Annotated in this window: 21 protein-coding genes and 1 tRNA gene; 6 read left to right on the top strand and 16 right to left on the bottom strand. The window is 64.1% G+C overall.

The window, feature by feature from the left end:
* Positions 1 to 15: 15 nt before the first annotated feature.
* Positions 16 to 1446 (bottom strand): sodium-dependent transporter, encoded by a 1431-nt coding sequence (locus A9995_RS12550; RefSeq protein ID WP_067613510.1) that lies wholly within the window; start codon positions 1444 to 1446, stop codon positions 16 to 18.
* Between the two features lie 126 nt (positions 1447 to 1572).
* Here A9995_RS12550 and panB point away from each other — a divergent pair, with 126 nt between their 5' ends.
* Positions 1573 to 2445: a 3-methyl-2-oxobutanoate hydroxymethyltransferase gene (gene panB, locus A9995_RS12545; RefSeq protein ID WP_067613509.1), complete on the top strand. Its 873-nt coding sequence runs from the start codon at positions 1573 to 1575 to the stop codon at positions 2443 to 2445.
* Positions 2446 to 2459: 14 nt separating this feature from the next.
* A complete protein-coding gene (locus tag A9995_RS12540; RefSeq protein ID WP_067613508.1) occupies positions 2460 to 3521 on the top strand; it encodes a DUF475 domain-containing protein in 1062 nt (353 codons plus the stop codon).
* Here A9995_RS12540 and A9995_RS12535 read toward each other — a convergent pair.
* The 7 genes from A9995_RS12535 to A9995_RS12505 form a co-directional block, all read right to left on the bottom strand.
* Positions 3518 to 4480, bottom strand: a complete 963-nt coding sequence (locus tag A9995_RS12535) for a bile acid:sodium symporter family protein (RefSeq protein ID WP_067613507.1) — start codon at positions 4478 to 4480, stop codon at positions 3518 to 3520. The genes A9995_RS12540 and A9995_RS12535 overlap by 4 nt on opposite strands.
* Positions 4481 to 4536: 56 nt before the next feature.
* Entirely contained in the window at positions 4537 to 6303 is a 1767-nt protein-coding gene (locus tag A9995_RS12530; RefSeq protein ID WP_082992703.1) for a tetratricopeptide repeat protein, read from the bottom strand.
* Positions 6287 to 7654, bottom strand: coding sequence for a PEP-CTERM-box response regulator transcription factor (gene prsR, locus A9995_RS12525; RefSeq protein WP_067613503.1), 1368 nt, complete (start codon positions 7652 to 7654; stop codon positions 6287 to 6289). Before prsR ends, A9995_RS12530 begins: the two co-directional genes overlap by 17 nt.
* The gene (prsK, locus tag A9995_RS12520) at positions 7654 to 9795 is read right to left on the bottom strand and encodes an XrtA/PEP-CTERM system histidine kinase PrsK (protein ID WP_067613501.1); all 2142 of its coding nucleotides are present in this window, start codon (positions 9793 to 9795) and stop codon (positions 7654 to 7656) included. Before prsK ends, prsR begins: the two co-directional genes overlap by 1 nt.
* A gap of 4 nt (positions 9796 to 9799) precedes the next feature.
* The gene (locus A9995_RS12515; RefSeq protein ID WP_067613499.1) at positions 9800 to 11185 is read right to left on the bottom strand and encodes a TIGR03013 family XrtA/PEP-CTERM system glycosyltransferase; all 1386 of its coding nucleotides are present in this window, start codon (positions 11183 to 11185) and stop codon (positions 9800 to 9802) included.
* Positions 11186 to 11332: 147 nt separating this feature from the next.
* The gene (locus A9995_RS12510) at positions 11333 to 11614 is read right to left on the bottom strand and encodes a hypothetical protein (RefSeq protein WP_067613497.1); all 282 of its coding nucleotides are present in this window, start codon (positions 11612 to 11614) and stop codon (positions 11333 to 11335) included.
* A gap of 72 nt (positions 11615 to 11686) precedes the next feature.
* Positions 11687 to 13075, bottom strand: a complete 1389-nt coding sequence (locus A9995_RS12505; RefSeq protein WP_067613495.1) for a short-chain fatty acyl-CoA regulator family protein — start codon at positions 13073 to 13075, stop codon at positions 11687 to 11689.
* A gap of 136 nt (positions 13076 to 13211) precedes the next feature.
* Here A9995_RS12505 and A9995_RS12500 point away from each other — a divergent pair, with 136 nt between their 5' ends.
* Positions 13212 to 14810 carry an isocitrate lyase gene (locus A9995_RS12500; protein WP_067613492.1) on the top strand — a complete coding sequence of 533 codons (1599 nt, stop codon included), beginning with the start codon at positions 13212 to 13214 and terminating at the stop codon, positions 14808 to 14810.
* Between the two features lie 25 nt (positions 14811 to 14835).
* Positions 14836 to 15042 carry a hypothetical protein gene (locus A9995_RS12495; RefSeq protein ID WP_067613490.1) on the top strand — a complete coding sequence of 69 codons (207 nt, stop codon included), beginning with the start codon at positions 14836 to 14838 and terminating at the stop codon, positions 15040 to 15042.
* A gap of 84 nt (positions 15043 to 15126) precedes the next feature.
* Here the strand turns inward: A9995_RS12495 and A9995_RS12490 are convergent, their stop codons facing one another.
* The 5 genes from A9995_RS12490 to efp all read right to left on the bottom strand — a co-directional run bounded on the left by A9995_RS12490 (position 15127) and on the right by efp (position 20108).
* Positions 15127 to 16449, bottom strand: coding sequence for an amidohydrolase (locus tag A9995_RS12490; RefSeq protein ID WP_067613488.1), 1323 nt, complete (start codon positions 16447 to 16449; stop codon positions 15127 to 15129).
* A gap of 168 nt (positions 16450 to 16617) precedes the next feature.
* Complete coding sequence (locus tag A9995_RS12485) at positions 16618 to 18417, bottom strand: SLC13 family permease (protein ID WP_067613666.1); 1800 nt, start codon at positions 18415 to 18417, stop codon at positions 16618 to 16620.
* Between the two features lie 85 nt (positions 18418 to 18502).
* Positions 18503 to 18587 (bottom strand) — tRNA-Leu (locus A9995_RS12480).
* A gap of 70 nt (positions 18588 to 18657) precedes the next feature.
* Positions 18658 to 19476: an inositol monophosphatase family protein gene (locus tag A9995_RS12475; RefSeq protein ID WP_067613486.1), complete on the bottom strand. Its 819-nt coding sequence runs from the start codon at positions 19474 to 19476 to the stop codon at positions 18658 to 18660.
* A gap of 68 nt (positions 19477 to 19544) precedes the next feature.
* Positions 19545 to 20108 carry an elongation factor P gene (gene efp, locus A9995_RS12470; RefSeq protein WP_067613484.1) on the bottom strand — a complete coding sequence of 188 codons (564 nt, stop codon included), beginning with the start codon at positions 20106 to 20108 and terminating at the stop codon, positions 19545 to 19547.
* A gap of 136 nt (positions 20109 to 20244) precedes the next feature.
* Here efp and A9995_RS12465 point away from each other — a divergent pair, with 136 nt between their 5' ends.
* On the top strand, positions 20245 to 20613 hold the full coding sequence (locus tag A9995_RS12465; RefSeq protein ID WP_145916942.1) for an elongation factor P: 369 nt from the start codon (positions 20245 to 20247) through the stop codon (positions 20611 to 20613).
* 12 nt (positions 20614 to 20625) lie between these two features.
* Here A9995_RS12465 and A9995_RS12460 read toward each other — a convergent pair whose 3' ends face one another.
* Both A9995_RS12460 and thiE read right to left on the bottom strand, forming a co-directional pair.
* Positions 20626 to 21342, bottom strand: coding sequence for a M23 family metallopeptidase (locus A9995_RS12460; RefSeq protein ID WP_233998208.1), 717 nt, complete (start codon positions 21340 to 21342; stop codon positions 20626 to 20628).
* A gap of 20 nt (positions 21343 to 21362) precedes the next feature.
* Positions 21363 to 22007 carry a thiamine phosphate synthase gene (gene thiE, locus A9995_RS12455; protein WP_067613482.1) on the bottom strand — a complete coding sequence of 215 codons (645 nt, stop codon included), beginning with the start codon at positions 22005 to 22007 and terminating at the stop codon, positions 21363 to 21365.
* A 95-nt stretch (positions 22008 to 22102) separates the two neighbouring features.
* Between thiE and A9995_RS12450 the strand changes: the two genes are divergently transcribed.
* Positions 22103 to 22510: a hypothetical protein gene (locus A9995_RS12450; RefSeq protein ID WP_067613480.1), complete on the top strand. Its 408-nt coding sequence runs from the start codon at positions 22103 to 22105 to the stop codon at positions 22508 to 22510.
* 18 nt (positions 22511 to 22528) lie between these two features.
* Here A9995_RS12450 and A9995_RS12445 read toward each other — a convergent pair whose 3' ends face one another.
* Entirely contained in the window at positions 22529 to 23431 is a 903-nt protein-coding gene (locus tag A9995_RS12445) for a fructose bisphosphate aldolase (protein ID WP_067613478.1), read from the bottom strand.
* Positions 23432 to 23532: the final 101 nt, after the last annotated feature.

The following is a 23532-nucleotide window of genomic DNA, read 5'->3' as shown; positions in this document are numbered from 1 at the left end:
CGGCAACAGAAAAGATCAGGCGCCCAGCAGGCCGGGAAAAAGACCGGTGACAAGAATGACGGCGACCGCGATCGGGCACAGCCAGGCGATCAGAAACCGCCACAGGCCGAACGCCAGCGGACCCAGGCCGGTGACGCTGCGGACCAGCGTGCGATCGGCCTTCCAGCCGACGAACAGCGAGGTCAGCAAAGCACCCAGCGGCAGCATCACCTTGCCGGTGAAGCCGTCGATCGTGTCGAGAATGTCAGTGTCTTCGAACAGCGACCAGAACCCGAGCGGCCGAACCTCGGACAGCACATTGTAGCCGAGCAGGCACAGGATGCCGATCGCGAAGGCACCGCCTCCGAAGATCGTCGCAGACTTCGATCGGCTCCAGCCGCGCTCCCCGATACCCCAGGCAGTGGGCACTTCGAGCAGCGAGATCGAGCTGGTCACCGCCGCGACGAGAATCAGCACGAAGAACAGGAAGCCGAACAGCGCCCCCGCCGGCATGGTCTGGAAGGCGAATGGCAAGGTCTGGAACACCAGCGTCGGCCCTGCAGCGGGGTCGAGCCCGACCGCAAAAACAATCGGGAAGATCATCAGCCCGGCCAGCAGCGCCACGCCGATATCGGCGAAGGCGATGATTGCCGAGGTCGAGCCAAGGGCGCTGCCTTCTTTGATGTAGGAGCCATAGGTGATCAATCCGGCCACGCCCAGCGAGAGCGAGAATAGCGCCTGGCCCAGCGCGGCATTCATCACCTGCGGCGTAAGTTTCGACCAGTCGGGCGTGAACAGGAAGGTGAAGGCATCGCCCATATCGCCTTCGATCGCCCCGTAGAGCACAAGGCCGATCAGCAGAGCGAAGAACATCGGCATGAGGTACAACGCCGCCTTCTCGATCCCCGCGTGGACCCCGCGCGCGACGATAAAGAGCGTGGTGCCCATGAAGAGGAGATGCATCGCGAGCAGCAGCCCGGGGTTGGCAAACATGTCGGTGAGGCGTTGCTGCACCTGCGCCTGGTTCTCCCCTTCAAGCGCACCGCGGAAGGGTTGGCCTTCGCCGAGCGCCTGCAACAGGTCACCGCCCATGACGCCCGCGTAGTAGAGCACCCAGCCCGCAACGACCGAATAGAAGGACAGGATCAGGAATGCCGCGATCGCGCCGATGGCGCCGAAGATCGACCAATTGGTCGAGGCATTGGATTGCGCCGCGACGCGCTTGATCGAGCCCACCGCATCGGTCTGCCCGGCGCGGCCGATGAAGATTTCGGACAGGATCAGCGGAAGGCCGATCAGGAACACGCAGCCGATGTAGAAGATCACAAAGGCGCCGCCGCCGCTTTCACCCGCCAGCGTCGGGAAGCGCCAGATATTGCCGAGCCCGACCGCCGCGCCGATCGCAGCGAGAATGAAGGCCGAACGCGAGGACCAACCCTCGCTCGTGCTTGTCGTTGTCGCGACCATTATTCCAAAACCTCTCCATCGCGCGCCTGCAGTCCGGCGCGTTGCCCAGGGCTCATCTGCAATGTTTTCGCGTCTGCGTCGAGGGTGCTTTGCCTTTGCGTTCACAGGGCGCTAGGCGTTGCGACCATGTCCACGACCTTTCAGATCGACACTTCGACCAGCAGGGCCAATCCCACGCCGGCACCGATGAAGCGGCTCACCGTGCCGAAAATACGGGCGCGCAAGACCGATGGCATGACCGGCGAACCGCTGGTGATGCTCACCGCCTACACCGCGCGCCAGGCGCAATTGCTCGATGCGCATTGCGACCTGCTGCTGGTTGGCGATTCGCTGGGACAGGTGATCTACGGCCTGCCCTCCACCATCCCCGTGACAATGGAGATGATGGCGAACCATGCCGCCGCGGTCGTACGCGGGAGCTATCACGCAGTGGTCGTGGTCGACATGCCGTTCGGCAGCTACGAGCGCTCGCCCGAACAGGCCTTCGACAGCGCTGCAAAGCTGCTCAAGGAAAGTGGCGCAGCGGCGGTGAAGCTCGAAGGCGGCGAGGCGATGGCCGAAACCGTGGCCTTCCTGTCGCAGCGGGGCATTCCGGTGATGGGCCATGTCGGGTTGACCCCGCAGGCGGTCAATGTGCTCGGCGGCTACGCCGCGCGCGGTCGTAGCGATGCCGAAGCCCAGAAAATCGTCGGCGATGCCAAGGCACTCGATGCGGCCGGGGCATTCGCGATCGTGATCGAAGGCGTGGTCGAGAGCATCGCCATCGCCGCGACCGAAGCCGTTTCCGCCCCGACCATCGGGATCGGCGCCTCGGCGCGCTGCGACGGGCAGGTGCTGGTTACCGAAGATATGCTCGGCATGTTCGAACGCGTGCCGCGGTTCGTGAAGAAGTATGAGGACATTGCCGCGCTGATCGAGCGGACCGCCGCGACCTATGCCGAGGAAGTGCGCAACCGCAGCTTCCCGAGCGAAGACCAGACGTACCAGCCCAAATCCTGAAGGATCACCCCCGCGTGTCCACGCTCCTGCAATTCTACAAATTCTCGCTCGTATTCACCCTGATCTGTCTCGGGCTGGCGGTTTGGTACGGCGCCGCGAGCACCGGCACGCTGGTCGGCACCCTCGGTCTGCTCTGGATCGTGGTAATCCTCTCGGTCCTCGAAGTCTCGCTCAGTTTCGACAATGCCGTGGTCAATGCCACAGTGCTGAAAGACATGAGCGAAGTCTGGCAACAGCGCTTCCTCGTCTGGGGCATCGCGATCGCGGTGTTCGGCACGCGGATCATCTTCCCGCTCGCCATCGTCGCGATTGCCGCCGGGCTCGGGCCGCTGGCCGCGATCGACCTGTCGTTGAACAACCCGCAGGAATACGAGCGGATCGTTTCGGGCGCCCATGTCGGCATCGCCGGCTTCGGCGGCGCCTTTCTCACCATGGTCGGGCTGAAGTTCTTTTTCGACGCCGACAAGGAAGTGCACTGGATCGCGGTGGTCGAAGAAAAGCTCACCCGCGTCTCCGCGTTGCCCGCGGTCGAGATCGCTATGCTATTGCTGGTGATGTGGGGGATTTCCACGGCCCTGCCCGATGAAGAGGCGCTGACCTTCCTCACCGCCGGTCTGCTCGGGGTCGTCACCTTTATCGCGGTCGATGCGCTGGGCACTTTCCTCGACATGCGCGAGCAGGCCAAGCGCGCGAGCGGGGTGGTGATGCGCTCGGGGCTCGGCGGGTTTCTCTACCTCGAAGTGCTCGACGCCTCGTTCAGCTTCGACGGGGTGATCGGCGCTTTCGCCTTGTCCAACAATATGGTCGTCATCGCACTCGGGCTGTCGATCGGCGCGATGTTCGTCCGGTCGATGACGATCCATCTCGTCAGGAAGGGGACGCTGGCGGCCTATCGCTTCCTCGAGCACGGAGCCTTCTGGGCAATCATCGCACTGGGGGGGATCATGCTCGCTTCCGTGGTGGTGCATATTCCCGAGGCCATCACGGGGCTGATCGGGGCAGCGCTGATCGGAATCTCGTTGTGGTGGTCTGTCCGCTGGAACAAGCGCCACGGCACGCTTGAGGCGACCGCCTAACCCTCCCGCTTCAGCGCTCCGGCGACAGGCGCCGCCACCACCAGCTGGAAAAGGTGGTAGAGCATCAGCGGCACCACCAGAAATCCCGCGACTTCGGGGGCGAAAAGGATTGCGGCAAGCGGCACGCCAACTGCGGTGCTCTTCTGCGTGCCGGCGAACATGAACGATATCCGGTCGCGGTGGGGAAGACCAAGCGCCCGTCCGACAAGCCACGAGCCGGCATGGCCGAACAGCAGGAACAGCGCGACCATTCCGCCAAGCCATGCCCAGGCGCTGGCATCGACCTTCTGCCAGATGCCCTGTTCGACAGCGCCCGAAAAGGCGACATAGACCGCCAGCGCGATGACGCACCGGTCGATCCAGACGATGTTTCTGCCATGCCGGGAGATGAAGTCCCGCGTCCACCCCTGGACGATCTGGCCGATGACGAAGGGGAGCAGTAGGATCAGCAGGATACGTTCCGCGGTCTCCCACCCGATCTGCGCCTCGGCCCCCGTGCCACCGAGGAGGAAGAACAACGGGACGGTTACGAAGATACCGGCAATGTTGAGCAGGGCCGCGCTGATCACCGAAAGCCCGAGATTCCCACCGGCCAGCGCGCTGTAGGAAGTCGCGGACTGAACGGTCGAGGGCAGCGAACCGAGATAGAGGAAACCGACCGCGATCAGCGGCGGCACCAGCCCTTGCCCCACGCTCGCGAGCGCCAGTCCGGCCAGCGCCATTGCGCCGAAGACCCACAGCAGCAAGGGCAGGAAAAACCGCCAGTTGCGCAGACCAGCGCCGATTTCGCTACGGGCAATTCGCATTCCGTTGAGCAGGAACAGCACGAAAACGCCCGCACTGACCAGCAGATCGGCGAAAGGTCGCGCATCGCCACCTACCGGAAGTATCGCCGCGAGCAGAACCGAGCCGGCGAGCATGCGCAGCATCGGATCGGAGAGGACGGTGCGCAGCGCCATACTCTGCGCCCCTGCCCCGCCGACCCGCAGCTGTCGAGGGCCGAGATCGCGATGCCCTAGCGGGCCGTCACCTTGGCGAGCTTGCGTTCCAGGCGCGCCACCAGAGCTTCGTCCTCGCTCACCTGCGCGAGCGCCCGGATCGCCGGAGGATACAGCGGCTGCAATTTGTACGCGCTCCAGGCAAATTGGCGCGCACCCGCGGCATCGCCAAGCTGCGCCGCCAGTTCGCTACGCAGCGCAAGGATAGCAGGATCGCGTCGCGCGCCGTGCGCGATGGCGCTGTCGAGCATTGCTGCAGCAGAGCCGAACTGCCCGCGCGAAGTCAGCCACCCGCCGTAGAGGCCCGCAGCCGATACGTTGTTCCGACCGCCAGAAAGGTAGCGTTCGAGCACCTCCCCTACCGCTGCTGAATCGTCCTTCATAATATATGCCGCCATCAGCCGCCGGGTCAGCGGCCAATCCTGGCGGACCTGTGCCGCGCGCGAATAGGCCTCGATCGCACGGTCGATCTCGCCATCTGCGAGCAAGGCATCGCCGAACAGGCTCTGGGCGTCTCCCGATCGGGCATGCCGACGCGCAAATTCTCCGGCTTCGGTCACCGCTTTTCCGGTCTGCCCCCGGAGCAGGTAATCCCGCACGAAATCGCGCAAATCGGTGCCACTGTCGAGTTGCTCGAAACGCAAGGCTGCGGGCAAGGTACGACTCGGCAGAGGGGCAATGGCCAGGTTGGACGGGCGGGCGGCCGCATCGAGAAGCACCGCCGCCTCCTCCCGCCGGTCGAGCGCTTCCAGCGCTCTGCCTACCAAGGTCTTGAGGTAGAGAGAGGCACGAGGCGCGGAAGCTCGCTCGGACATGCGTGCGACCAGTTCGCGCTCGCCGCCGCTCAGCATCAGCGAGCGCGCCAGCAGATGCACGAGGCGCCGATTGTCGGGCTGGTTCTGCACAAGCCGGTCGAAAGTCTGCGCTGCACTCGCGTAATAGCCGAGCTCGAGGTCGAGAATGCCGCCCAGCAGCGAACCCGCAGGGTTCTCAAGTTCCGAAGCGGGCGCGCGCAGAAGCAGCGAACGGGCGAGGTCGAAATTGCCCCCACGCGCGGCGACGACGGCGTTGAGATAGATGATCTGCGGGTCGCCCGGAGACAATTCGCTCGCACGGCGCAAGGCGGCCAATGATTCTGCGGCTTCTCCTGCGTCGCCCAGCGTCGCGGCATAGTCGGTCAGCAATCCGGCATCGCCCGGCGCCGCTTCAAGTGCAGTTTCGTACCATTGGAGCGCCTGACGCGGCCCGTGCGAATCGCGCACCAATTGGGCACGAAAGCGGAGCGCGACGGGATTGTCGGGATCGATCGCAAGCGCGCGTGCGGCGGCCTCGATCGCCTGAAATTGCTCCCCGCCACGATAGCGCAGGCGACCGATATCGGTCCACAATTCGGCATTGTCCGGGTCGGCCCTCAGAGCCCGATCGAAAGCCGCTCCGGCTTGGGCGAGACGGCCTTCGCGCATTTCGAGCTGGCCGAGCATGCGAAAGCCCAATCCGGCGGTCTCGGGCGAAAAAACACCGTCGCCCAGCCAGCGGCGCGCCTTGGCCGGATCGTCCTGCTGCAAGGCGGCCTGACCCAGATATGCGGCCAGGTCGGGCGCGGTATGATCCTGCTCGAGCATGGCGCGCAATCGGCTTTCGGCGGTCTGGCCGTCACCGCGTGCCAGCGCCGATTGTGCGATCTCGAGCGGCGAGGCCTGTTCTTCCGGTTCCCCGCAGGAAACCAGGAGCGCGGGCAACCCCACCAGCAGCACCAAGCGCGCAAAGTCAGCTCTGGAGATCATATTGCTTGAGCAGATCGTAGAGCGTGGGCCGGCTGATGCCCAGCAGCTTGGCGGTGCTGGAAATGTTGCCTTCGCTGCGCGCCAAAGCCTGCCGGATTACCTTGCGATCCGACTGTTCGCGCGCGCTCTTGAGGTTGAGCGGCAACTCGCCCCCCTCGTCTTGCGCAGTGGAGAGGTCGAGGTCATCAGGGGTCACCAGCTTGCCGTCGGCCATGATGACCGAGCGCTTCACCCGGTTTTCCAGCTCGCGGACATTGCCGGGCCAGCCCCATCCGTCGATCGCCGCCAGCGCATCCGGAGTAAAGCCCTGCACCTGCGGGTTCATCTCCTTGGCATGGCGGATAAGGAAAGCCTTGGCGAGCAGGATCGAATCCCCGGCGCGTTCGGACAGGGTCGGAATTTTCACCACTATTTCGGCGAGGCGATAGAACAGATCCTCGCGGAAGGTCGCTTCGCCGATCATCGTCTCGAGATCCTGATGGGTCGCGCAGACGATCCGCGTATCCACCGCGATCGCCTTGCGCCCACCGATACGTTCGATGGTGCGCTCCTGAAGAAATCGCAGCAGCTTGACCTGCAATTGCAGCGGGATGTCGCCAACTTCGTCGAGGAACAAGGTGCCGCCATGGGCAAGCTCGATCTTGCCCTCTGTGGTCTTGACCGCCCCGGTAAAGGCGCCCTTTTCATGCCCGAACAGCTCGCTTTCGAGCAGGTTCTCGGGGATCGCCGCGCAATTGATCGCCACGAAGGGCGCGTCGCGGCGGTCGCTGGCATCATGGAGCCCCCGGGCCAGCAGTTCCTTGCCAGTTCCGCTCGCGCCCAGCAGCATCACCGACACGCTAGTATGCGCGACTCGTTCGATCGTCCTCGAGACCTTGAGCATCTCGGGCGCGGCGGTGATCATGGTCCCTAGAACCGTGCGATCCTCGCCGACCCGGTCGGCCAGGCGCCGGTTTTCGTGTTCGATCTCATGCAAGCGCAGCGCGCGCTCTACGATCAGCCCCAGCGCCTCGATATCGATCGGCTTCTGGTAAAAGTCATAGGCCCCGCGCTGGATCGCCTGCAGCGCGCTATCGCGCGCGCCATGCCCGGAGGCGACGATTACCTTGGTATCGGGCTTCAGGGCCATGATCGCGTCGAGCACCGCGAAGCCCTCGCTGGTCCCGTCGGGATCGGGCGGCAAGCCGAGATCGAGTGTGACCACCGCTGGCGCTTCGGCACGAAGCGCGGTCAGCGCCGATTCGCGATCGCCAGCGATCAGCACGTCGAAGCCATCGTAGGCCCATTTGAGCTGCGCCTGCAGCCCCTCGTCGTCTTCCACCACCAGCAGTTTGGGTTTGCTACCTGCCATTATGCGACCTCGTTCGTTGTGGCGCGGGTCGCTGCGATCTCAAACTCATCGCTCGAACTCCGCTCGCTCCGCGCGGCGAGCAGCTTTTCCGCGGCGTCGGTCGGCAGGCTGATCGCGAAGCGGCTGCCGAAGCCTTCGCGCGATTCGACATCGAGCCGCCCGCCCATCGCCCGGATCATCACGCGCGCCTCGTGCGCACCGATCCCGAAGCCGCCCTCCTTCGTGGACACAAAAGGTTTGAACAGCTCGTTGCGAACGAAAGGCGCGCTCATGCCGCGCCCGGTGTCCGCGACCACGATGGTGCCGCGCAAGCCCTCGTTGCGGATTTCGATCTGCACGGGAGCATCCGAGGCGCTGGCATCGATAGCGTTCTGAACCAGATGGATGAGCGCCTGTTCGAGGCACTCGCTGTCGGCAAGCACCGGACAGCGACCGTTGTCCAAAAGCTGGAACGGATGAGTGCGAGCGAAGCGGGTCACGAGACTGCGCCCCAGCTCAACCAGATCGATCCGCTCGCGCCGACCGGAATCGGTACCGCCATAACGGCCAAGCCGTGCGAGCAGGGCGTTCAGCTTGTCCGAGCTGTTGCGTAGCGTGATCAGCATATCCTTGCGGAATTCGGGATTATCCGCGTGCTTCTCGGCATTGGCGAGCAACAGCGCCATCTGGCTCGACAGATTCTTGATGTCGTGCATCACGAAGGCCATCCGCCGGTTGAATTCGTCGAAGCGGCGCGCCTCCTCGAGCGCTTCCTGTCCGGTTTGTTCGGCGAGATAACTTGCGACCTGCTTGCCCGCCACGCCGAGCAGATCGAAATCCTCCCAGTCAAGTCCGCGATGAACGGTAGGCCGGCCGAGTATGATGACCCCGACGAGGCGGTCATGGTGGTTCAGGGGTACCGCCGCCCAGCCAAGCGTTTCCTCGAGTAGCCAGGAAGGCACCATCGCCACTTCGCCGTGATGCGAGATACCTTTCCTGCTTTCGTCCAGATCGACGATCAGCCCTTCGCGCTCCAGCAGGCGGCCCAGTTCCAATGGCAGGGCAGGCGCGGGAACTTCGATTTGCGGCCAACGCCAGCGCGCCGCAAGGGTGAGCGCGCCATCCTCGTCCGGGACCAGGAGCAGGCCGCAGGGGCTATCGGTGATATCCGCGAGCGACTGGATCGCGCGCTCCCACAGGCTGCCCCCCACGCCTGTGGGCCGACCGATGGTGTGGGTGAAGCGAAGCCATTCCGCGCGATAGTCGTAGCGGTGCTTGAACAGGTGCTTTGTCGCCATCACCCGCAGCCAGTCGCGGACGCGTTGCGATGGCAGCCACAGCACGGCAAAGGCAGCGGCGGCCAGGAGGAAACCGACCTGTGTGATCCGTCCAAGATCCCCCGAGAAGCGCGCGGCCCAGTCGGACAGCAGCACCATCGCCGCGAAATATGCCCCGATCAGCACGAGCGACAGCAATTGGAAAGTCACTGCACGCGAAGGGCGGAAGGTCAGCTCGCGTCCCGAACGGGAAAAACCGACCGCGATACCGCAGGCCATTCCAGCCATGATCAGCCCGCGCATCGCGTTGAGATCGGCAAGCGCTCCACCGCCAAGATAGACCACGGTATGATAATTGAGCTCGAAGGCCCAGAACAGCGCGAGTGCGCCCGAACTCCAGGCCAGCAGCCGACGCGACATCTCGGAAGCGCCGGCATAGAGATTGTGAAGCAAAACCAGCGCGCCCGCTGCAACGAGGATATGGAACAGCGCCAATGTCTCGAACGCGGTTCGTGCCGCCTCGCGGTCCGCATCGCCATAGATTCCGATGACGATGACCACCACCTGGAGGAACTGGACGAAAACGAGCGCTCCGATCACGGGACGCACCAGTTGCAGGCTCGCATCGCGGCCATCATTTGCGAACAGGCGGAACAGCACGATCGTCCAGGCCAGGTCGCGCGCCGTTTCGGCAAAACGCGCCAGCGAACGGTCGGCACCGAGCGCGGCGACGGCCAGGCACCACAGTGCGGTGATCAAGAGCGCCACGAGCGTAGCCATGCGATCCGAGCGATCGCGCCGGCTGCTGCGGGCGATCCACACGACGGCAAAGATACAGGCCAGCGCGGCGATACCGAACGCGATGAAGGCGATAAGTGCCGCCATGGTCCTAGCGAGCGCCTTCCGGCCAGAGGATCACGCGGAAGGTCTGCAACAGGATCAGGATATCGAGGAAGGGGGTATAGTTCTTGGCGTAGTAAAGATCGTACTCGAGCTTGTGACGCGAATCCTCGATCGAGGCGCCATAGGGATAGTTGATCTGTGCCCAGCCGGTGATGCCCGGTTTCACCATGTGCCGCTCGGCATAATAGGGCAGGTGTTCGTCGAGATCGGCAACGAATTTCGGCACCTCGGGGCGCGGACCGACGAAGCTCATCTCGCCCTTCAGCACTGTCCAGAGCTGCGGCAATTCGTCGATCCGCACCTTACGGATGAACTTGCCGATGCGGGTCACGCGCGGGTCGTTCTTGGTCGCCCATTGCGCGCCGTCTTTCTCGGCATCCTGCGCCATCGAGCGCAGCTTGATCACCGCGAAGGGCTGACCGAACAAGCCGATCCGGGTCTGACAGAAGAAAGCCGGGCCCTTGCTTTCCAGTTTCACGAGCACGGCAAAGAACGCGATGACCGGGAATGTGACGAGCAGAAGCAGCATACTGACGATGAGATCGAAACCCCGCTTGCCTGCCCCCGAGATCACGCGGCCGGCGGAGAAGCCATCGGAGAAGATCAGCCAGCTCGGATTGAGCGTGTCGAGATCGACCCGCCCCGTCTCGCGCTCAAGAAAGCTGCTGAAATCATTGACATAGACACCGCGGGTCTTGACCCGCAGCAGATCCTTGAGCGGTAGCGAATTGCGCCGCTCCTGCAACGCCACGATGACCTCGCCTGCGCCGAGGCGTTCGACATAGCGCCCCAGGTCACCGATGGACTCGCGCGTCACCGCATTCGCAACCACCGCTGGGCCATCATCCATGGCGATGCAGGAAACGACGTCGAAACTGCTCCCCGATTTGGCTGAAAGTTCGCACAATCGCTGCGCTCGCGCGCCGGCACCGAGGACCAGGATTCGGCGGCGGAAAGTGGAGGTACCCAGCTTCGGGCCCAGGATCACGCGGTTGAGAATCAGCAGCGCGATCGCGAAAATCATCGCGTAAAGCAGCACCGACCGCCAGAACATGTTGCCCGGAATAAGGAAGTCGAGCAGCGAGATCCCGAGGACACCGAGGCTCACCGCGACCAGCAACCGCGCCGTAGCGAAACGCAGCGAACGCAAGGCATCCGGGCCGTAGCTACCCACGGCAATCATCGCCAGATTGACGACTAGCGCGAAGGCGAGGATTTCGGGGAAGCGTTCGAGGAACCGGCCCGCGTCGGTATCGATCTGCCAGACACGCAATTGCCACGCCGCTTCACCGGCCAGCACCAGCAGCAGCACATCCACGATACCAAGCACCAATACGGCGTATGGTATGTAATGTTTGAACAGTCTGATCATGCGAGGCCGGCCCGATCGCTCATTGCCGACCGGCTATAGCCTCGACAGGTGAACTGTCGGTAAATTTTACAGCGGTCAGCCGGGAAAAGGACCGAAAGAAGCGCGGGGCGTCAAGATTTTCGACACCCGCGAGCCCTGATTCGGTCCTTATTCCTCGCTACCGACCGAGTCCGCCGCTCGCTGGGCCGCATCCCCGACTTCGCCCGCAGCCGCGCCGATTTCACCGGCAGCGCCTGCGACCGCATTGTCGCGCGCGATTTCGGACTGGCTCTGCTGTGAAAAGAACCAAACCGCCACACCGATAGCCAGCACCGCGATAAGAGCAATCACCCAACCCGATCCGCCTCGCTTCTCGTCGGTGATCACGGTTTGCGTGGTATGCGTGTCGCCCGAAGGTGTACGGGTCTCGGTAATGCGTTCTTCGGTCATTGCGCTCTCCGTTGTTATTATATTGGAGCCGTAACCCATCGGTATCCCACCAGTTCCTGACAATTGTTAGCCTTACGCTACCTGATCGCCAAAGTCGAAGGGGGTGGTTCCGCGCGTCACCGGGTCGAAGCGAAGCCGGCGGCCGGTCGGCGGCAGCGAGCGCTGTTCGCAGCCTATGATCTGACAGCGGCGGCAGCCTGGCCCGATCGGGACCGCGTCTTCGGGCCTCAGCGAAACCCCGCGTGCCTGGGCCAGCGAACCCGCCAGCGAGACATCGAGCCCGAGCAGCACTGCAAACCTTGCCGCGCTCCCGGTTCCCGTCCCCTCCACCGTCCGCCCGATGGTAAACCAGACGTCCGCGCCATGGCCGTCCCCTTGCGAATTGACCGTCTGGACCAGCAAGTCGCCCGATCGCTCGAAGGCTTTGTGCGCAATCCAGAGCGGACAGCTGTGATCGGCCTCGATCAGTTCGGCACCGCTAGCCCCGACGATGCGTTTCGAGAACTGGCCCGCGCGGTCGAGCCGAACCATGAAGAACGGCAGGCCGCGTTGCCCGACGCGCTGCAGCGTAGTGAGGCGATGGGCGAGCTGTTCGAAACTGACGCCGAAGCGGCGCTGCAAGACCGGCAGGTCGTAGTCGGTCGCGTCGCAGGCGCGCAGGAAGCGGCCGTAGGGCATGATCAGCGCGGCGGCGAAATAGCCGGTCAGATGGTGGAGGAAGAGCTCGCGCGCCGCCTCGTCGTCGAACCGGGCGCCCTGTGCAATTGTGTCGATCGCCTCGCGCTGCTCGAGTTGCGCGAGTTGCACGGCAAGCTGGAACACGCGCGATTCAGGAGGAAGCATCTCGGACAGTTGAACCTGGCGCGCGTGAAGATCGAGGCGGCGGACGGCGCCGGGCATGATCTCGCGTGGCAGCAGCCGGACGGCAAACTGGTGGCGCTCGCGCAATCGCTCGGTCAAGGCGACCGACAGATCGCCACGCGACAACCGCATCTCGTCGGACAATTCCTCCGCGGCATGATCGAGATCGCCGAAATGATTGCGCCAGCGCTCGATCTCGCGGCGTGATGCGACGATAGGGTCGGCAGCGGGCGCGGTCGAATCCCCGGCCCGGTCGTAGAGCCGGGCGAAGGCGGCGGCGGCTTGCGGCGCCGAGGAGAGGAATTCATCCACTTCCTCGCGGTCGATGGCGAGATCGGCGAACCGGGGGTCGGCAAAGCGGCGCGCCAGGCCGTCGAGCCCACCGATCGTGGAATCCTCGCGCAAGGTCCTGGGATCGAAGTCGAATTCCTCGACCAACCGCATCATCACCCGAGCGCTCACCGGGCGCTGGTTGCGCTCCATCAGGTTGAGATAGCTGGGCGAAATAGAGAGGCGCGCGGCGGTCGCGGCCTGAGTCAGGCCTTCGCGACGGCGGATGCGGCGCAGGGCAGGCCCGGCAAAGACGGATGGATCGGCCAATCTTGTAATTTCCTTTACAACATTACAGACAGCGTAGCGTAGAATCCTCACTTTTGACAAGATAGTTTGTAAGATTTCCTGTCTTTTCAGACCGAAAGGCGCAATTTGGCGGCAACGAATTACACAGGAGATACCCATGACCTATCAAGCCACCATCGACGATTTTGCAAAGACCATCGGGCAGAACGGCCCGCCCTGGGCGGCGATCAACGCCGAGAGCGCAGCGCGCATGCAGGTGCAGAACCGCTTCCCGACCGGGCTCGACATCGCGAAGTACACCGCGAAGATCATGCGCGCGGACATGGACGCCTATGATGCCGACCCGGCGCAGTACACCCAGTCGCTGGGCTGCTGGCACGGGTTCATCGCGCAGCAGAAGATGATCTCGATCAAGAAGCATTTCGGCAGCACCAAGCGCCGGTATCTCTACCTCTCGGGCTGGATGGTCGCCGCGCTGCGCAGCGATTTCGGGCCCCTTCCCGATCAGTCGATGCACGAGAAGACCAGTGTCTCGGGCCTGATCGGCGAGATCTACACGTTCCTTAAGCAGGCCGATGCCCGCGAGTTGGGAATGATGTTCCACGAACTGGACGCCGCCAAGGAGCGCGGCGACGAGGTCGAGACCAAGCGCATCAAGACCGCGATCGACGGGCACGAAACGCATGTCGTGCCGATCATCGCCGATATCGATGCCGGTTTCGGCAACGCCGAGGCGACCTATCTGCTCGCCAAGAAGATGATCGAGGCCGGTGCCTGCGCGCTGCAGATCGAGAACCAGGTTTCGGACGAAAAGCAGTGCGGCCACCAGGACGGCAAGGTCACCGTGCCGCATGAGGACTTCCTCCAGAAGATCCGCGCGATCCGCTATGCCTTCCTCGAACTCGGTGTTCCCGAAGGTATCATCGTCGCGCGTACCGATTCGCTCGGCGCCGGCCTGACCAAGCAGATCGCCTATTCGAAGGAAGCCGGCGATCTCGGCGACCAGTACAACGCTTTCCTCGACGCCGATGAAGTCGATCCCGCCAACATTTCCAATGGCCAGGTCTTCATCAGCCGCGACGGCACGCTGATGAGCCCCAAGCGGCTGCCCTCCAACCTCTACCAGTTCCGCGCCGATACCGGCGTCGACCGGGTGGTGCTCGATTGCGTGACCGCGCTGCAGAACGGCGCGGACCTGCTGTGGATCGAAACCGAGAAGCCGAATGTCGACCAGATCGGCAGCATGGTCGATCGCATCCGCGAGGAGGTGCCCAATGCCAAGCTGGTCTACAACAATTCGCCCAGCTTCAACTGGACGCTGAACTTCCGCCAGCAGGTCTATGATGCCTGGGAAGCGGCGGGCAAGGATCTGTCGGCCTACGAACGCGCTCGGTTGATGAGCGTCGATTACGACCAGACCGAGCTCGGGATCGAGGCCGACGAGAAGATCCGCACCTTCCAGGCCGATGGTGCCAGGCGCGCCGGGATATTCCATCATCTCATCACCCTGCCGACCTATCACACCGCCGCGCTCAGCACCGACAATCTCGCGAAGCGCTATTTCGGTGAGGAAGGCATGCTGGGCTATGTCGAGCAGGTGCAGCGTCGTGAAATCCGCGAGGGGATCGCCTGCGTCAAGCACCAGAACATGGCCGGTTCGGACATCGGTGACGACCACAAGGAATATTTTGCCGGCGAAGCGGCATTGAAGGCCGGCGGCAAGGACAATACCATGAACCAGTTCGCGGCCGCATGAGCCGCGCCGGAGAGAGGATTCTTCCATGACCACCGACACCACTGCCGAACAAACGCCTCAGGAACCCGCCCGTGAGCCAGGGCGCGCCCGCGCGCTGCTTTCGACTGCGGATTTCCGCCTGCTGCGCACGGCGCTATCCAGCCATGCCCGCCAGACCGAGGATCGCGAGGAGCTGGCGAAAATCAACGCGCTACATCACCGGCTGGGCAATTATGCGCCCGACGCCGAATAGCTGACCCTTTTCTCCTGGGGAGGAGAAAGCGGCCGCCGGAGTGTGTTATGCACGCCGGCGGCCGTACCTATTGAAGCGAACCGTTCAGCCGCCCTGTGCCGGCATCAGCGTGAGCGCCGCACTGGCAAGCCCCTCGGCACCCGCTGCGATGACCTTTTCCGCATCCGGCGCCCAGTAGGGCGAATGGAGCGACGGCAACGTCGTTTCGCCCGCTGCCGCCTTGTCGATCTGCTCCTGCGGGACGCCGCCGACCCAGAAAATCAGCGATTCGACATCATCGGGCGCGGCACGGCGGAACTGGCCGAAATCCTCGCCCCCCATCACACTGGGAACCTGCATGACCCGCTGCTCGCCGAACCGGGTACGGAAATGCGCCATCACCGTTTCGGTGAAATCGGGGTCGTTGTAGGTCGCGGGGGTATAGGGATCCTCCACCGTTACCACCGGCATCTTGTTCTCGGGCATTCCCGCCGCCATCGCCTCGCCGCGTGCGATCCGCGCGATCCCGTCGAGCAACAGCTTGCGCGAAGCGTCCGAATAGCTGCGCACGGTGAGCTGCAGCTTGGCCTCGTCCGAGATGATGTTGTGCTTCGCGCCGGCATGAAAACTGCCCACCGTCACCACCGCCGGGTCGAGCGGCGAACTTTCGCGGCTGACCAGCGTCTGCAGCTTCATCACGATAGCGCTTGCGAGCACCACCGGGTCCCTGGTGGTATGCGGATAGGCACCATGCCCGCCGACACCGGGGACGGTGATGTCGACGCTGTCGACATTGGCGAGAGCGAAGCCGGGCGAATAGCCGATCATTCCGGCGGGAAACTGTGCCGCATCGTGGAAGGCAATCGCATAATCGGGCTTGGGGAAGCGGGTGTAGAGCCCGTCCTCGAGCATGGCGAGCGCGCCCAGTCCGAGCTCCTCGGCGGGCTGGAGGATCATCACCAGCGTGCCCTGCCATTCGTCCTTGCGCTCGGTCAGCAGCTGCGCCGCACCTATGAAACCAGCCATGTGGGTATCGTGGCCGCAGGCGTGCATCACACCGGTGGTGACGCCGCTGGCAGGGGTGGCGGTCTGCGTCGAGGCGTAGGGCAACCCGGTCTGCTCGACCACCGGCAGCCCGTCCATATCGGCGCGCAACATCACCACCGGACCCTCGCCATTGCGCATCACCGAGACCACGCCGGTCTGGCCGACGCCCTCGGTCACCTCGAAGCCGAGGTCACGCATCCGCGCAGCCAGCTTGGCGGCGGTCTCGTGTTCCTCGAAGCTGAGTTCGGGGTTGGCGTGGAGATCGCGGTAGAGCTCCATCAACTCGGGCATGTCGGCCATCAGATCGTCGCGCAGTTCGTCGGCCTGCGCGGGCGTGGCGAACGCCAGCGCGCTGGCCGATATCGCGGCGGCCGAAGTCATGGCAAACCGTCTCATTGCTGAAATTCTCATGGCTAGGTTTCTCCCCCGGAGTGTTGATACAATCGACACCATGCTCCGTCCTGTTCGCGAATCCCGCAGATTCAAGAAAGACAGCCGCTTGGTATCATCTGGCGCAGTGTTGCAGACTGGTGCGCTACAGGAAAGTCCTCACAGCTCGTAGGTCAGCACCAGCATGATCGAGAGCGTCGTGACCATCAGCAGCACCAGCGGCACGCCAGTGCGGATGTAATCGCGGAATTCGTAGGAGCCTTCGGCCATGATCAGCATGTTGGTCTGATAAGCGATCGGGGTGGCGTAACACAGATTGCAGCCGAACAGCACCGCGAGGATCAGCGGCTCGGCAGGCAGGCCGAGCTGATCCGCAATGGCGAAGGCGATCGGCGTGCCGACCGTGGCAGCGGTGGCGTTGGAGGCGAAATTGGTCAGCACGGTCACGAACAGCATGATCGACGCCAGCACCGCCGCCGGGGCGAGATATTGCAGCCCGTAGGCGAGCAATTGGCCCAGCCATAGGGCCGCACCGCTGTCGTCCACGATCCGCCCGATCGCGATGCTGGCGGCGATCAGCACGATGACCTTGGCCGAAAGCGCACGGCCCACCCGGTCGAATTTGACGCAGCCGGTCACGAACATCAGAATCGCCCCGCCCAGCGCCGCGATGGCGATGGGGAACAGCCCGATCGAGGCGGTCCCGACCGAGCCGAGCATGATCACTGCCGAAAGCACCGCCTTCGAGCGGCGCGGCAGTTCACGCATGCCCTCGAGGGTAAGCAGGCTATCGCTGCGCGCAAAGTTCTGCAGTTCGTCGGGCAGTCCCATGACCAGCAGCACATCGCCCTCGACGAAGCGCAGATCGCCGCCTTCGCTGTACTGGTCCTTCGCGCCAATCAGCCGGTCGGGACGATGCACCCCGACAACCGCCACGCCGTAGAGGTCGGCGATCCCCGAACTGGGTAGCGTGCGGCCGATCAACCGCGAATCGGCGGTGACGGTCATTTCCACCACCACGATATCCTGGCGGCTCTCCTGCGCCTTGCGACGGATTCGGTCGAGCACCCAGCTGGGTGCGGCCTCTCCCTTGAGCAGGCGCATCGCTTCTTCCAGCGATTCATGCGGGCCCGACATCCGCAGCCGCTGCTGCGGGCGCAACAGCCCGGCGGGGGCTTCGTGAAATTCGATGTCTGCGGGAAGCCGCGGGAGGATTTCGGACAGCTCCTTGCCGTTGAGGAGGCTCCCCTCGGTTACCCGCAGCCGCGCCGAAAAGCGCCGGTTGAGCCCGGCCTCGGCGACGGAATTGTCGCCCAGCAGCCGTGGCATGACCAGCCACAGATAGGGCAGCGCGACCAGCGCCGCGACCAGCACGATCGGGGTGAACTCGAATACGCCTATAGGGGGCATCCCGAGATCGCCGGCGATCGAGACGACGAGAATATTGGTCGAGGTGCCAATTGTCGTCGCCATCCCGCCGATCAGAACTGCCGCGTTAAGCGGGATCAGCGTCTTGGACGCCGGCATTGCGCCGCGCGCTGCCAGCGTGACGAAGATCGGCAGCAGGAGGACCAGCACCGGCGTGTCGTTGATACCCATCGACAGCGCCATAGCCAGCACCAGCGACACCAGCAGCCCGATCTGGAGGTTGAACTTGAACACCCGCTCTAGGAAGCGCGCGGCGGGTTCGAGCGCCCCGGTCACGACCAGCCCGCGCCCCATGATCATCAGCGCGCAGATGGTGATCAGCGCGTAATGGCCGAAACCGGCAAAGGCGAGCTGGAGCCCGTCGGTCGGTCCGGTGCCAGGCAGCGGGAAGAAATAGAGCCCGACCGCGATCACCGCGATAGTGAGCAGCGAGACGATCTCGACCGACAGCCGCCCGCGTGCAAAACCGATGAACATCGCGACCGTGACGGCGAGCGCCGCGATCGCGTGGGGACTGGGAATGCCGGGCATCATAGGCTGGCGCGATTCCCAAAGGCGGCGGGTGAACACAAGTTAATTCGACGCCTGGGTGCGCGATTTACGGCGCCGGTACAGGTGGTGCCCCTGGCCGGACTCGAACCGGCACTCCGTTAGGAACTCGATTTTGAGTCGAGCGCGTCTACCAATTCCACCACAGGGGCATCCTCGCAAAAGCGGCGGATAGCGGGACCCGGCTGCGCTTTCAAGCGGCTTGCAGCACCGCGCGCAGCGCTATCGAAGCGAGCCGGCCAGCAGCTTGTGCAGGCGCGAATGCAACGAATCGTTGGCTGCCAGAATCTGCGCCGAATGGATCGGGTTGGAGCGACCGCGGAAGTCGGAGACGAAGCCGCCCGCCTCGCGCACGATCAGGCAGCCCGCAGCCGTGTCCCAATCCTTCAGCCCGCTTTCCCAGAAGCCGTCGAAACGTCCGGCAGCGAGCCAGGCGAGATCGAGCGAGGCCGCGCCATAGCGACGGATCCCCGCCACCTGCGGGCCGATCGCGGCGAAGATCTTGGCCCATTCGCCGAAATCGCCATGGCCCATAAACGGGATGCCGGTAGCGACCAGCGCTTCGGACAGGCGCGAGCGCGCCGAGACGCGCAGCCGCCCGTCGTGGAGCCAGGCGCCGCGGGTCTTTTCGGCCCAGAAGGTCTCGTCGGTGATCGGCTGGTAGATCACCGCAGCGGTGACATCGTCCCATCCGCCGCCGCCGGGCTTGGGTTCCTGCACCGCGATCGAGATCGCAAAATGCGGGATGCCGTGGAGGAAGTTGCTGGTTCCGTCGAGCGGATCGACGATCCAGCGCGGCTTGTCGGGATCACCCTCGATGGTGCCGCCTTCCTCGAGCACGAAGCCCCAGTCGGGCCGCGCGGCGAGCAATTCGTCATAGAGCGTCCGCTCGGCAATCTGGTCGGCCTTGGAAACGAAATCGGCAGGCCCCTTGCGGCTGACCTGGAGATGCTGGACTTCGCCGAAATCGCGGCGCAGGCGGTTGCCCGCCTTGCGCGCGGCGCGTTCCATGACGCGGATCAATCCGGATAGGGCTGGCATGCTTGTCCTGTACTTTCATCATGGGAGCGTGCCGCCGGATGACGGCGCCCCCGGGTATTGCGTGGCGCTCAGCCGGCCTTGCCGACGTAGCTGCGCGCATAGACATCGACGATAATCCGCGTGCCGCTCTCGATATGCGGCGGGACCATCACCCGCACTCCGTTCTCGAGCACGGCAGGCTTGAAACTGGAAGAGGCGGTCTGCCCCTTCACCACTGCATCGGCTTCGACGATGGTGGCCTCGATCTGGTCGGGCAGCTGGACCGAGATCGGGCGGTCTTCCCACAGTTCCAGCGTCACCACCATGCCGTCCTCGAGGAACGGGCGTTCGTCGCCCAGCAGATCGGTATCGAGATTGATCTGCTCGTAATTTTCCTGATCCATGAACACCAGCGCCTCGCCGTCCTGAAACAGGAACTGGTAGTCCTTGGTCTCGAGCCGGACCTTCTCGATCGTGTCGGCGCTGCGGAAGCGGACATTGGTCTTGCGGCCATCCTGCAGGTTCTTCATCTCGACCTGCATATAGGCGCCGCCCTTGCCCGGCTGGGTGTGCTGGATCTTGGCGACCTTCCAGATGCCCTTCTCGTATTCGAGAATATTGCCGGGACGGATGTCCACACCGCTGATCTTCATGGAGGTTCTGCTTTCGATTTGATGGCGGTGCGCGCAGCGGCGCAACCGGATTGTGCCGCCGCGCTTAGCCGAGCGCTCAGGCCTGAGCAAGGTGGCTGGCGCTAGGAGCGCCGCTACGCTATCCGGGACGCACGCGATGATGATACCCAAGACCGCCCTTCTCGCCCTTTGCGGCTTCGCCCTGTTCGGGGGCGACCTGGCCCACGCCGACACGCGCGACCGGATCGGGACTCTGCCGCAGGGGCGTTACGAATGCGGGCTGCCGGGCGATGCTACGGGTGAGGCCTGGGTGGTCGATCCGGCCTACACTTTCTCGATCTCGAGCGCCTCGCGCTATGTCAGCGCCAAGGGCAAGGGCACCTATCTGCTCACCGGCCACGACGTGATCTTCACCCGCGGTCCAATGAAGGACATGCGGATGAGGCGCCAGGCTTCGGGCCTGCTGCAGCAGGTCGGTTCAGATGGCGAGCTTGGCCGGCTGCGCTGTCACCGGGTCGGCAACTAGCTCAATCGCAGATTAATCGGCGGTCAGCAGCGGATAGGGATTGATCGCATTGGCGGGCTCCCACCATTGTGCATCGGCGGTGGTCTGCAGGATTGCGAAATGCAGATGCGGGGTGTCACTCTCGGCATTTCCGCTGCTCCCAACGGAACCGAGCCGCTGCCCGCGACGGATCCGCTGCCCCTCTTTCAGGCCCTCTGCGTATTTTTCGAGATGGGCGTAGTAGTGGATCGTGGTGCCATCGCTGGTACGCACATAGATCGTGTTGCCCCCCGCGCGGGAGCGATAGAGCTTCTCCACCTTGCCTGCGCTCGCCGCGCGCACCGTGGTGCCCGTTGGAGCCATAATATCGAGCGCCTCGTGCAGCCGCGCGCCGTCGCCGCGCGACTGGGTGAAGGTGTCGCTCAGGTCCGAAGCGCGGACATTGAGCACCGGGATCATCAGATTGTCGCTGTTTCCCGAACCGGCCTGGCGGTCCGCCTCGCCATCGAGCGGTTTGGCGGGGGCTGCGTCGGTCTGCATCGTATCTGCTGCAGGCGAGGGGCTCGGTGCCGCCTCGGCGGGGCGCGTCATTTTGCGCTGGCTCTCGCTGGTGGCGTTTTCGATCAGGCTCCCGCCCGCGACGATCCAGACCGCGCTGGTCAGGGTCGCGGTGACGACGATGGTGAGGATGCGATCGATCAGGCCCATAACTTCCCATAGCCCGGTTTTGCCGTTGAATTCCAGCGCCATCCCTGCGCTGGCAGCAGCGTTTAGGCAGGATCCGCCTGTGCCGCCTCGATCTGCGCCGCAAAAGCCTTGATCGCCTTGGTCTCGTCGCCGTTCCAGACCGCGCCCGAGACCGCGAGGAAATCGGCGCCTGCAGCGACCAGCGGACGGCAATTATCCGGGGTGATCCCGCCGATCGCGACGCAGGGTATCTCGAACAACCCGCTCCACCATTCGAGCATTTCGGTGGTGGCGCGGTGTTCGGATGCCTTGGTGGTGCTGTCGAAGAAGGCACCGAAGGCGACGTAATCCGCGCCCGCATCGCCCGCTTCCATCGCGAGATGGCGCGAGGCGTGGCAGGTTACCCCGATCTGGGCTTCGAGGCCCAGCTCGCCACGCGCCTCGCGCGGATCGCCGTCTCCCTGGCCCAGATGAACGCCGTCGGCCCTGATCCTTTTCGCCAGCGCCACGCTGTCGTTGACGATGAAGGCGACATCATGCGCGGCGCAGATTGCTTGCAGCGGTTCGGCAAGCCGCGCCGCCTCGTGCTGGTCGGTATCCTTGATCCGCAGCTGGAACGCGGTGACGAGCCCGCCACCCGCCTGCAGCGCGCGTTCGAGACGCTCGGGAAACGCACCGGAAACGTCGAGCGGCGAAATCAGGTAAAGCTGGCATCCAGTATCGGTCATGACCCGGCTGTTAGCGCCGGGTTGCGGTTTCGTCACGCATTGAACCGGCATGGCCATTCAGCCACGCGACAGCGGCGCGCGCGCAGGCGAGCGCCATGACCACCCTTGCCCTCACCCGCTTCGCCCTGTTGCTCGCCCTCCCCGCGCTGGGCGGCTGCGCAATCATCCCCGATACCCCGCGCGTGGGACAGGAGGCGGCGAACCAGGGGACGCCGATCGCGCTCGGGCAATCGGCCTGGCTGGGCGATGCGATCGTAACGCCACTGGCGATTGTCGAGGACAGCCGCTGCCCGGTTGATGCGCAATGCGTCCAGGCTGGCAAGCTGACGGTCTCGACCCGGATCACCGCGACGCACTGGCGGCAAACCGTGCCGCTGACACTGGGCGAACCCTATCAGGTTATGAGCCGCAATTTCGTGCTGGTCTCGGCCACCCCGACGAAGAACGCCGGGCAGGAAATCCCGCCCGGCGCCTATCGGTTCGCCTTCACCGCCGGGCAATAGCCCCCGGTTCTCAATCGTTCAGGTTGCGGTCTCGCCAGTGCTCGCGCAGGAAATTTCCTCGATCGCAGCGCCCAAAGCCTGGTCGAACTGTTGGTCGTCCATCTTGGCCTGCAGCACTTCGAGCAGCGCGCGACTGAAACTGGCGATCATGCCGTCGTTCTTCGCCAGCTCGCGGCAAGCCTGCTCGCGGCTGTAGCCCCCCGAGAGCGCGACCACGCGCAGCACCTTGGGATGGTCGATCAGCGGCTTGTAGAGATCGGGTTCGCTGGGGATGGTCAGCTTCCACATCACCTGCTGACCCTCGGGCACGCGCTCGAGCTGGTCGAGCGCCGCAGCCAGCACCAGCGCCTCGGCCTGCGGGCGGCTTTCACTCTTCAGACTGACCTCGGGCTCGAGGATCGGCATCAGGCCGTTGCCGAGAATCTGGAGTCCGAAATCCATCTGCTGGGCGATGATGGCGGCGACGCCATCGCGGTTCGCATCATGGATGACCGAGCGCATCTTGGTTCCGAACACGCCAAGCTCCTTCGCCCGCGCGCACATCGCGTCGAGATCGGGAATCGGCTTCATTAGCTGCGCGCCATCGGCCTCGTCTTCCATCCCCTTGTCGACCTTGAGGAAGGGCACGACGCCGCGGCGAGCGAGTAGAGTCGGAATCGGCGAGCCGTCCTTGCCGCAGCCTTCCATAGTCCGTTCGAACAGAATCGCGCCAAGCACCTTGCCGTTGGAGAAAGACGGCGAATCGACGATCCGGCACCGCATTTCGTGGATTTTGGCGAACATCTCTTCCTCGCCGTTCCATTCGCTGTCTTCGACACCATAAGCATTCAGTGCCTTGGGGGTCGAACCACCCGACTGGTCGAGTGCGGCAATAAAGCCCTGGCCGGTCGCGATCCGAGCCTTCATTTCCTCGAAATTCATAAGACAATCCCTGCTGTTGGCGCAATTTTTTGCGGGCCATACCCACCCCCAGGGGTCGCCGCAACTGGCCACGTGAGCAACTTCGACGTCAGTCGTCCGTA

Origin of the sequence: Erythrobacter sp. QSSC1-22B, assembly GCF_001678665.1 — a bacterium.
GTDB lineage: Bacteria > Pseudomonadota > Alphaproteobacteria > Sphingomonadales > Sphingomonadaceae > Qipengyuania.
The sequence above is the reverse complement of the archived record's forward strand: the minus strand, read 5'-3'. Positions and strand labels throughout refer to the sequence as shown.

Excerpts from the sequence above, each read along its gene's own strand:
- A9995_RS12550 (WP_067613510.1), bottom strand. The coding sequence starts at position 1,446 with ATGGTCGCGACAACGACAAGCACGAGCGAGGGTTGGTCCTCGCGTTCG.
- panB (WP_067613509.1), top strand. The coding sequence starts at position 1,573 with ATGTCCACGACCTTTCAGATCGACACTTCGACCAGCAGGGCCAATCCC.
- A9995_RS12535 (WP_067613507.1), bottom strand. The coding sequence starts at position 4,480 with ATGGCGCTGCGCACCGTCCTCTCCGATCCGATGCTGCGCATGCTCGCC.
- A9995_RS12530 (WP_082992703.1), bottom strand. The coding sequence starts at position 6,303 with ATGATCTCCAGAGCTGACTTTGCGCGCTTGGTGCTGCTGGTGGGGTTG.
- prsR (WP_067613503.1), bottom strand. The coding sequence starts at position 7,654 with ATGGCAGGTAGCAAACCCAAACTGCTGGTGGTGGAAGACGACGAGGGG.
- prsK (WP_067613501.1), bottom strand. The coding sequence starts at position 9,795 with ATGGCGGCACTTATCGCCTTCATCGCGTTCGGTATCGCCGCGCTGGCC.
- A9995_RS12515 (WP_067613499.1), bottom strand. The coding sequence starts at position 11,185 with ATGATCAGACTGTTCAAACATTACATACCATACGCCGTATTGGTGCTT.
- A9995_RS12510 (WP_067613497.1), bottom strand. The coding sequence starts at position 11,614 with ATGACCGAAGAACGCATTACCGAGACCCGTACACCTTCGGGCGACACG.
- A9995_RS12500 (WP_067613492.1), top strand. The coding sequence starts at position 13,212 with ATGACCTATCAAGCCACCATCGACGATTTTGCAAAGACCATCGGGCAG.
- A9995_RS12495 (WP_067613490.1), top strand. The coding sequence starts at position 14,836 with ATGACCACCGACACCACTGCCGAACAAACGCCTCAGGAACCCGCCCGT.
- A9995_RS12490 (WP_067613488.1), bottom strand. The coding sequence starts at position 16,449 with ATGACTTCGGCCGCCGCGATATCGGCCAGCGCGCTGGCGTTCGCCACG.
- A9995_RS12485 (WP_067613666.1), bottom strand. The coding sequence starts at position 18,417 with ATGCCCGGCATTCCCAGTCCCCACGCGATCGCGGCGCTCGCCGTCACG.
- A9995_RS12475 (WP_067613486.1), bottom strand. The coding sequence starts at position 19,476 with ATGCCAGCCCTATCCGGATTGATCCGCGTCATGGAACGCGCCGCGCGC.
- efp (WP_067613484.1), bottom strand. The coding sequence starts at position 20,108 with ATGAAGATCAGCGGTGTGGACATCCGTCCCGGCAATATTCTCGAATAC.
- A9995_RS12465 (WP_145916942.1), top strand. The coding sequence starts at position 20,245 with ATGATGATACCCAAGACCGCCCTTCTCGCCCTTTGCGGCTTCGCCCTG.
- A9995_RS12460 (WP_233998208.1), bottom strand. The coding sequence starts at position 21,342 with ATGGCGCTGGAATTCAACGGCAAAACCGGGCTATGGGAAGTTATGGGC.
- thiE (WP_067613482.1), bottom strand. The coding sequence starts at position 22,007 with ATGACCGATACTGGATGCCAGCTTTACCTGATTTCGCCGCTCGACGTT.
- A9995_RS12450 (WP_067613480.1), top strand. The coding sequence starts at position 22,103 with ATGACCACCCTTGCCCTCACCCGCTTCGCCCTGTTGCTCGCCCTCCCC.
- A9995_RS12445 (WP_067613478.1), bottom strand. The coding sequence starts at position 23,431 with ATGAATTTCGAGGAAATGAAGGCTCGGATCGCGACCGGCCAGGGCTTT.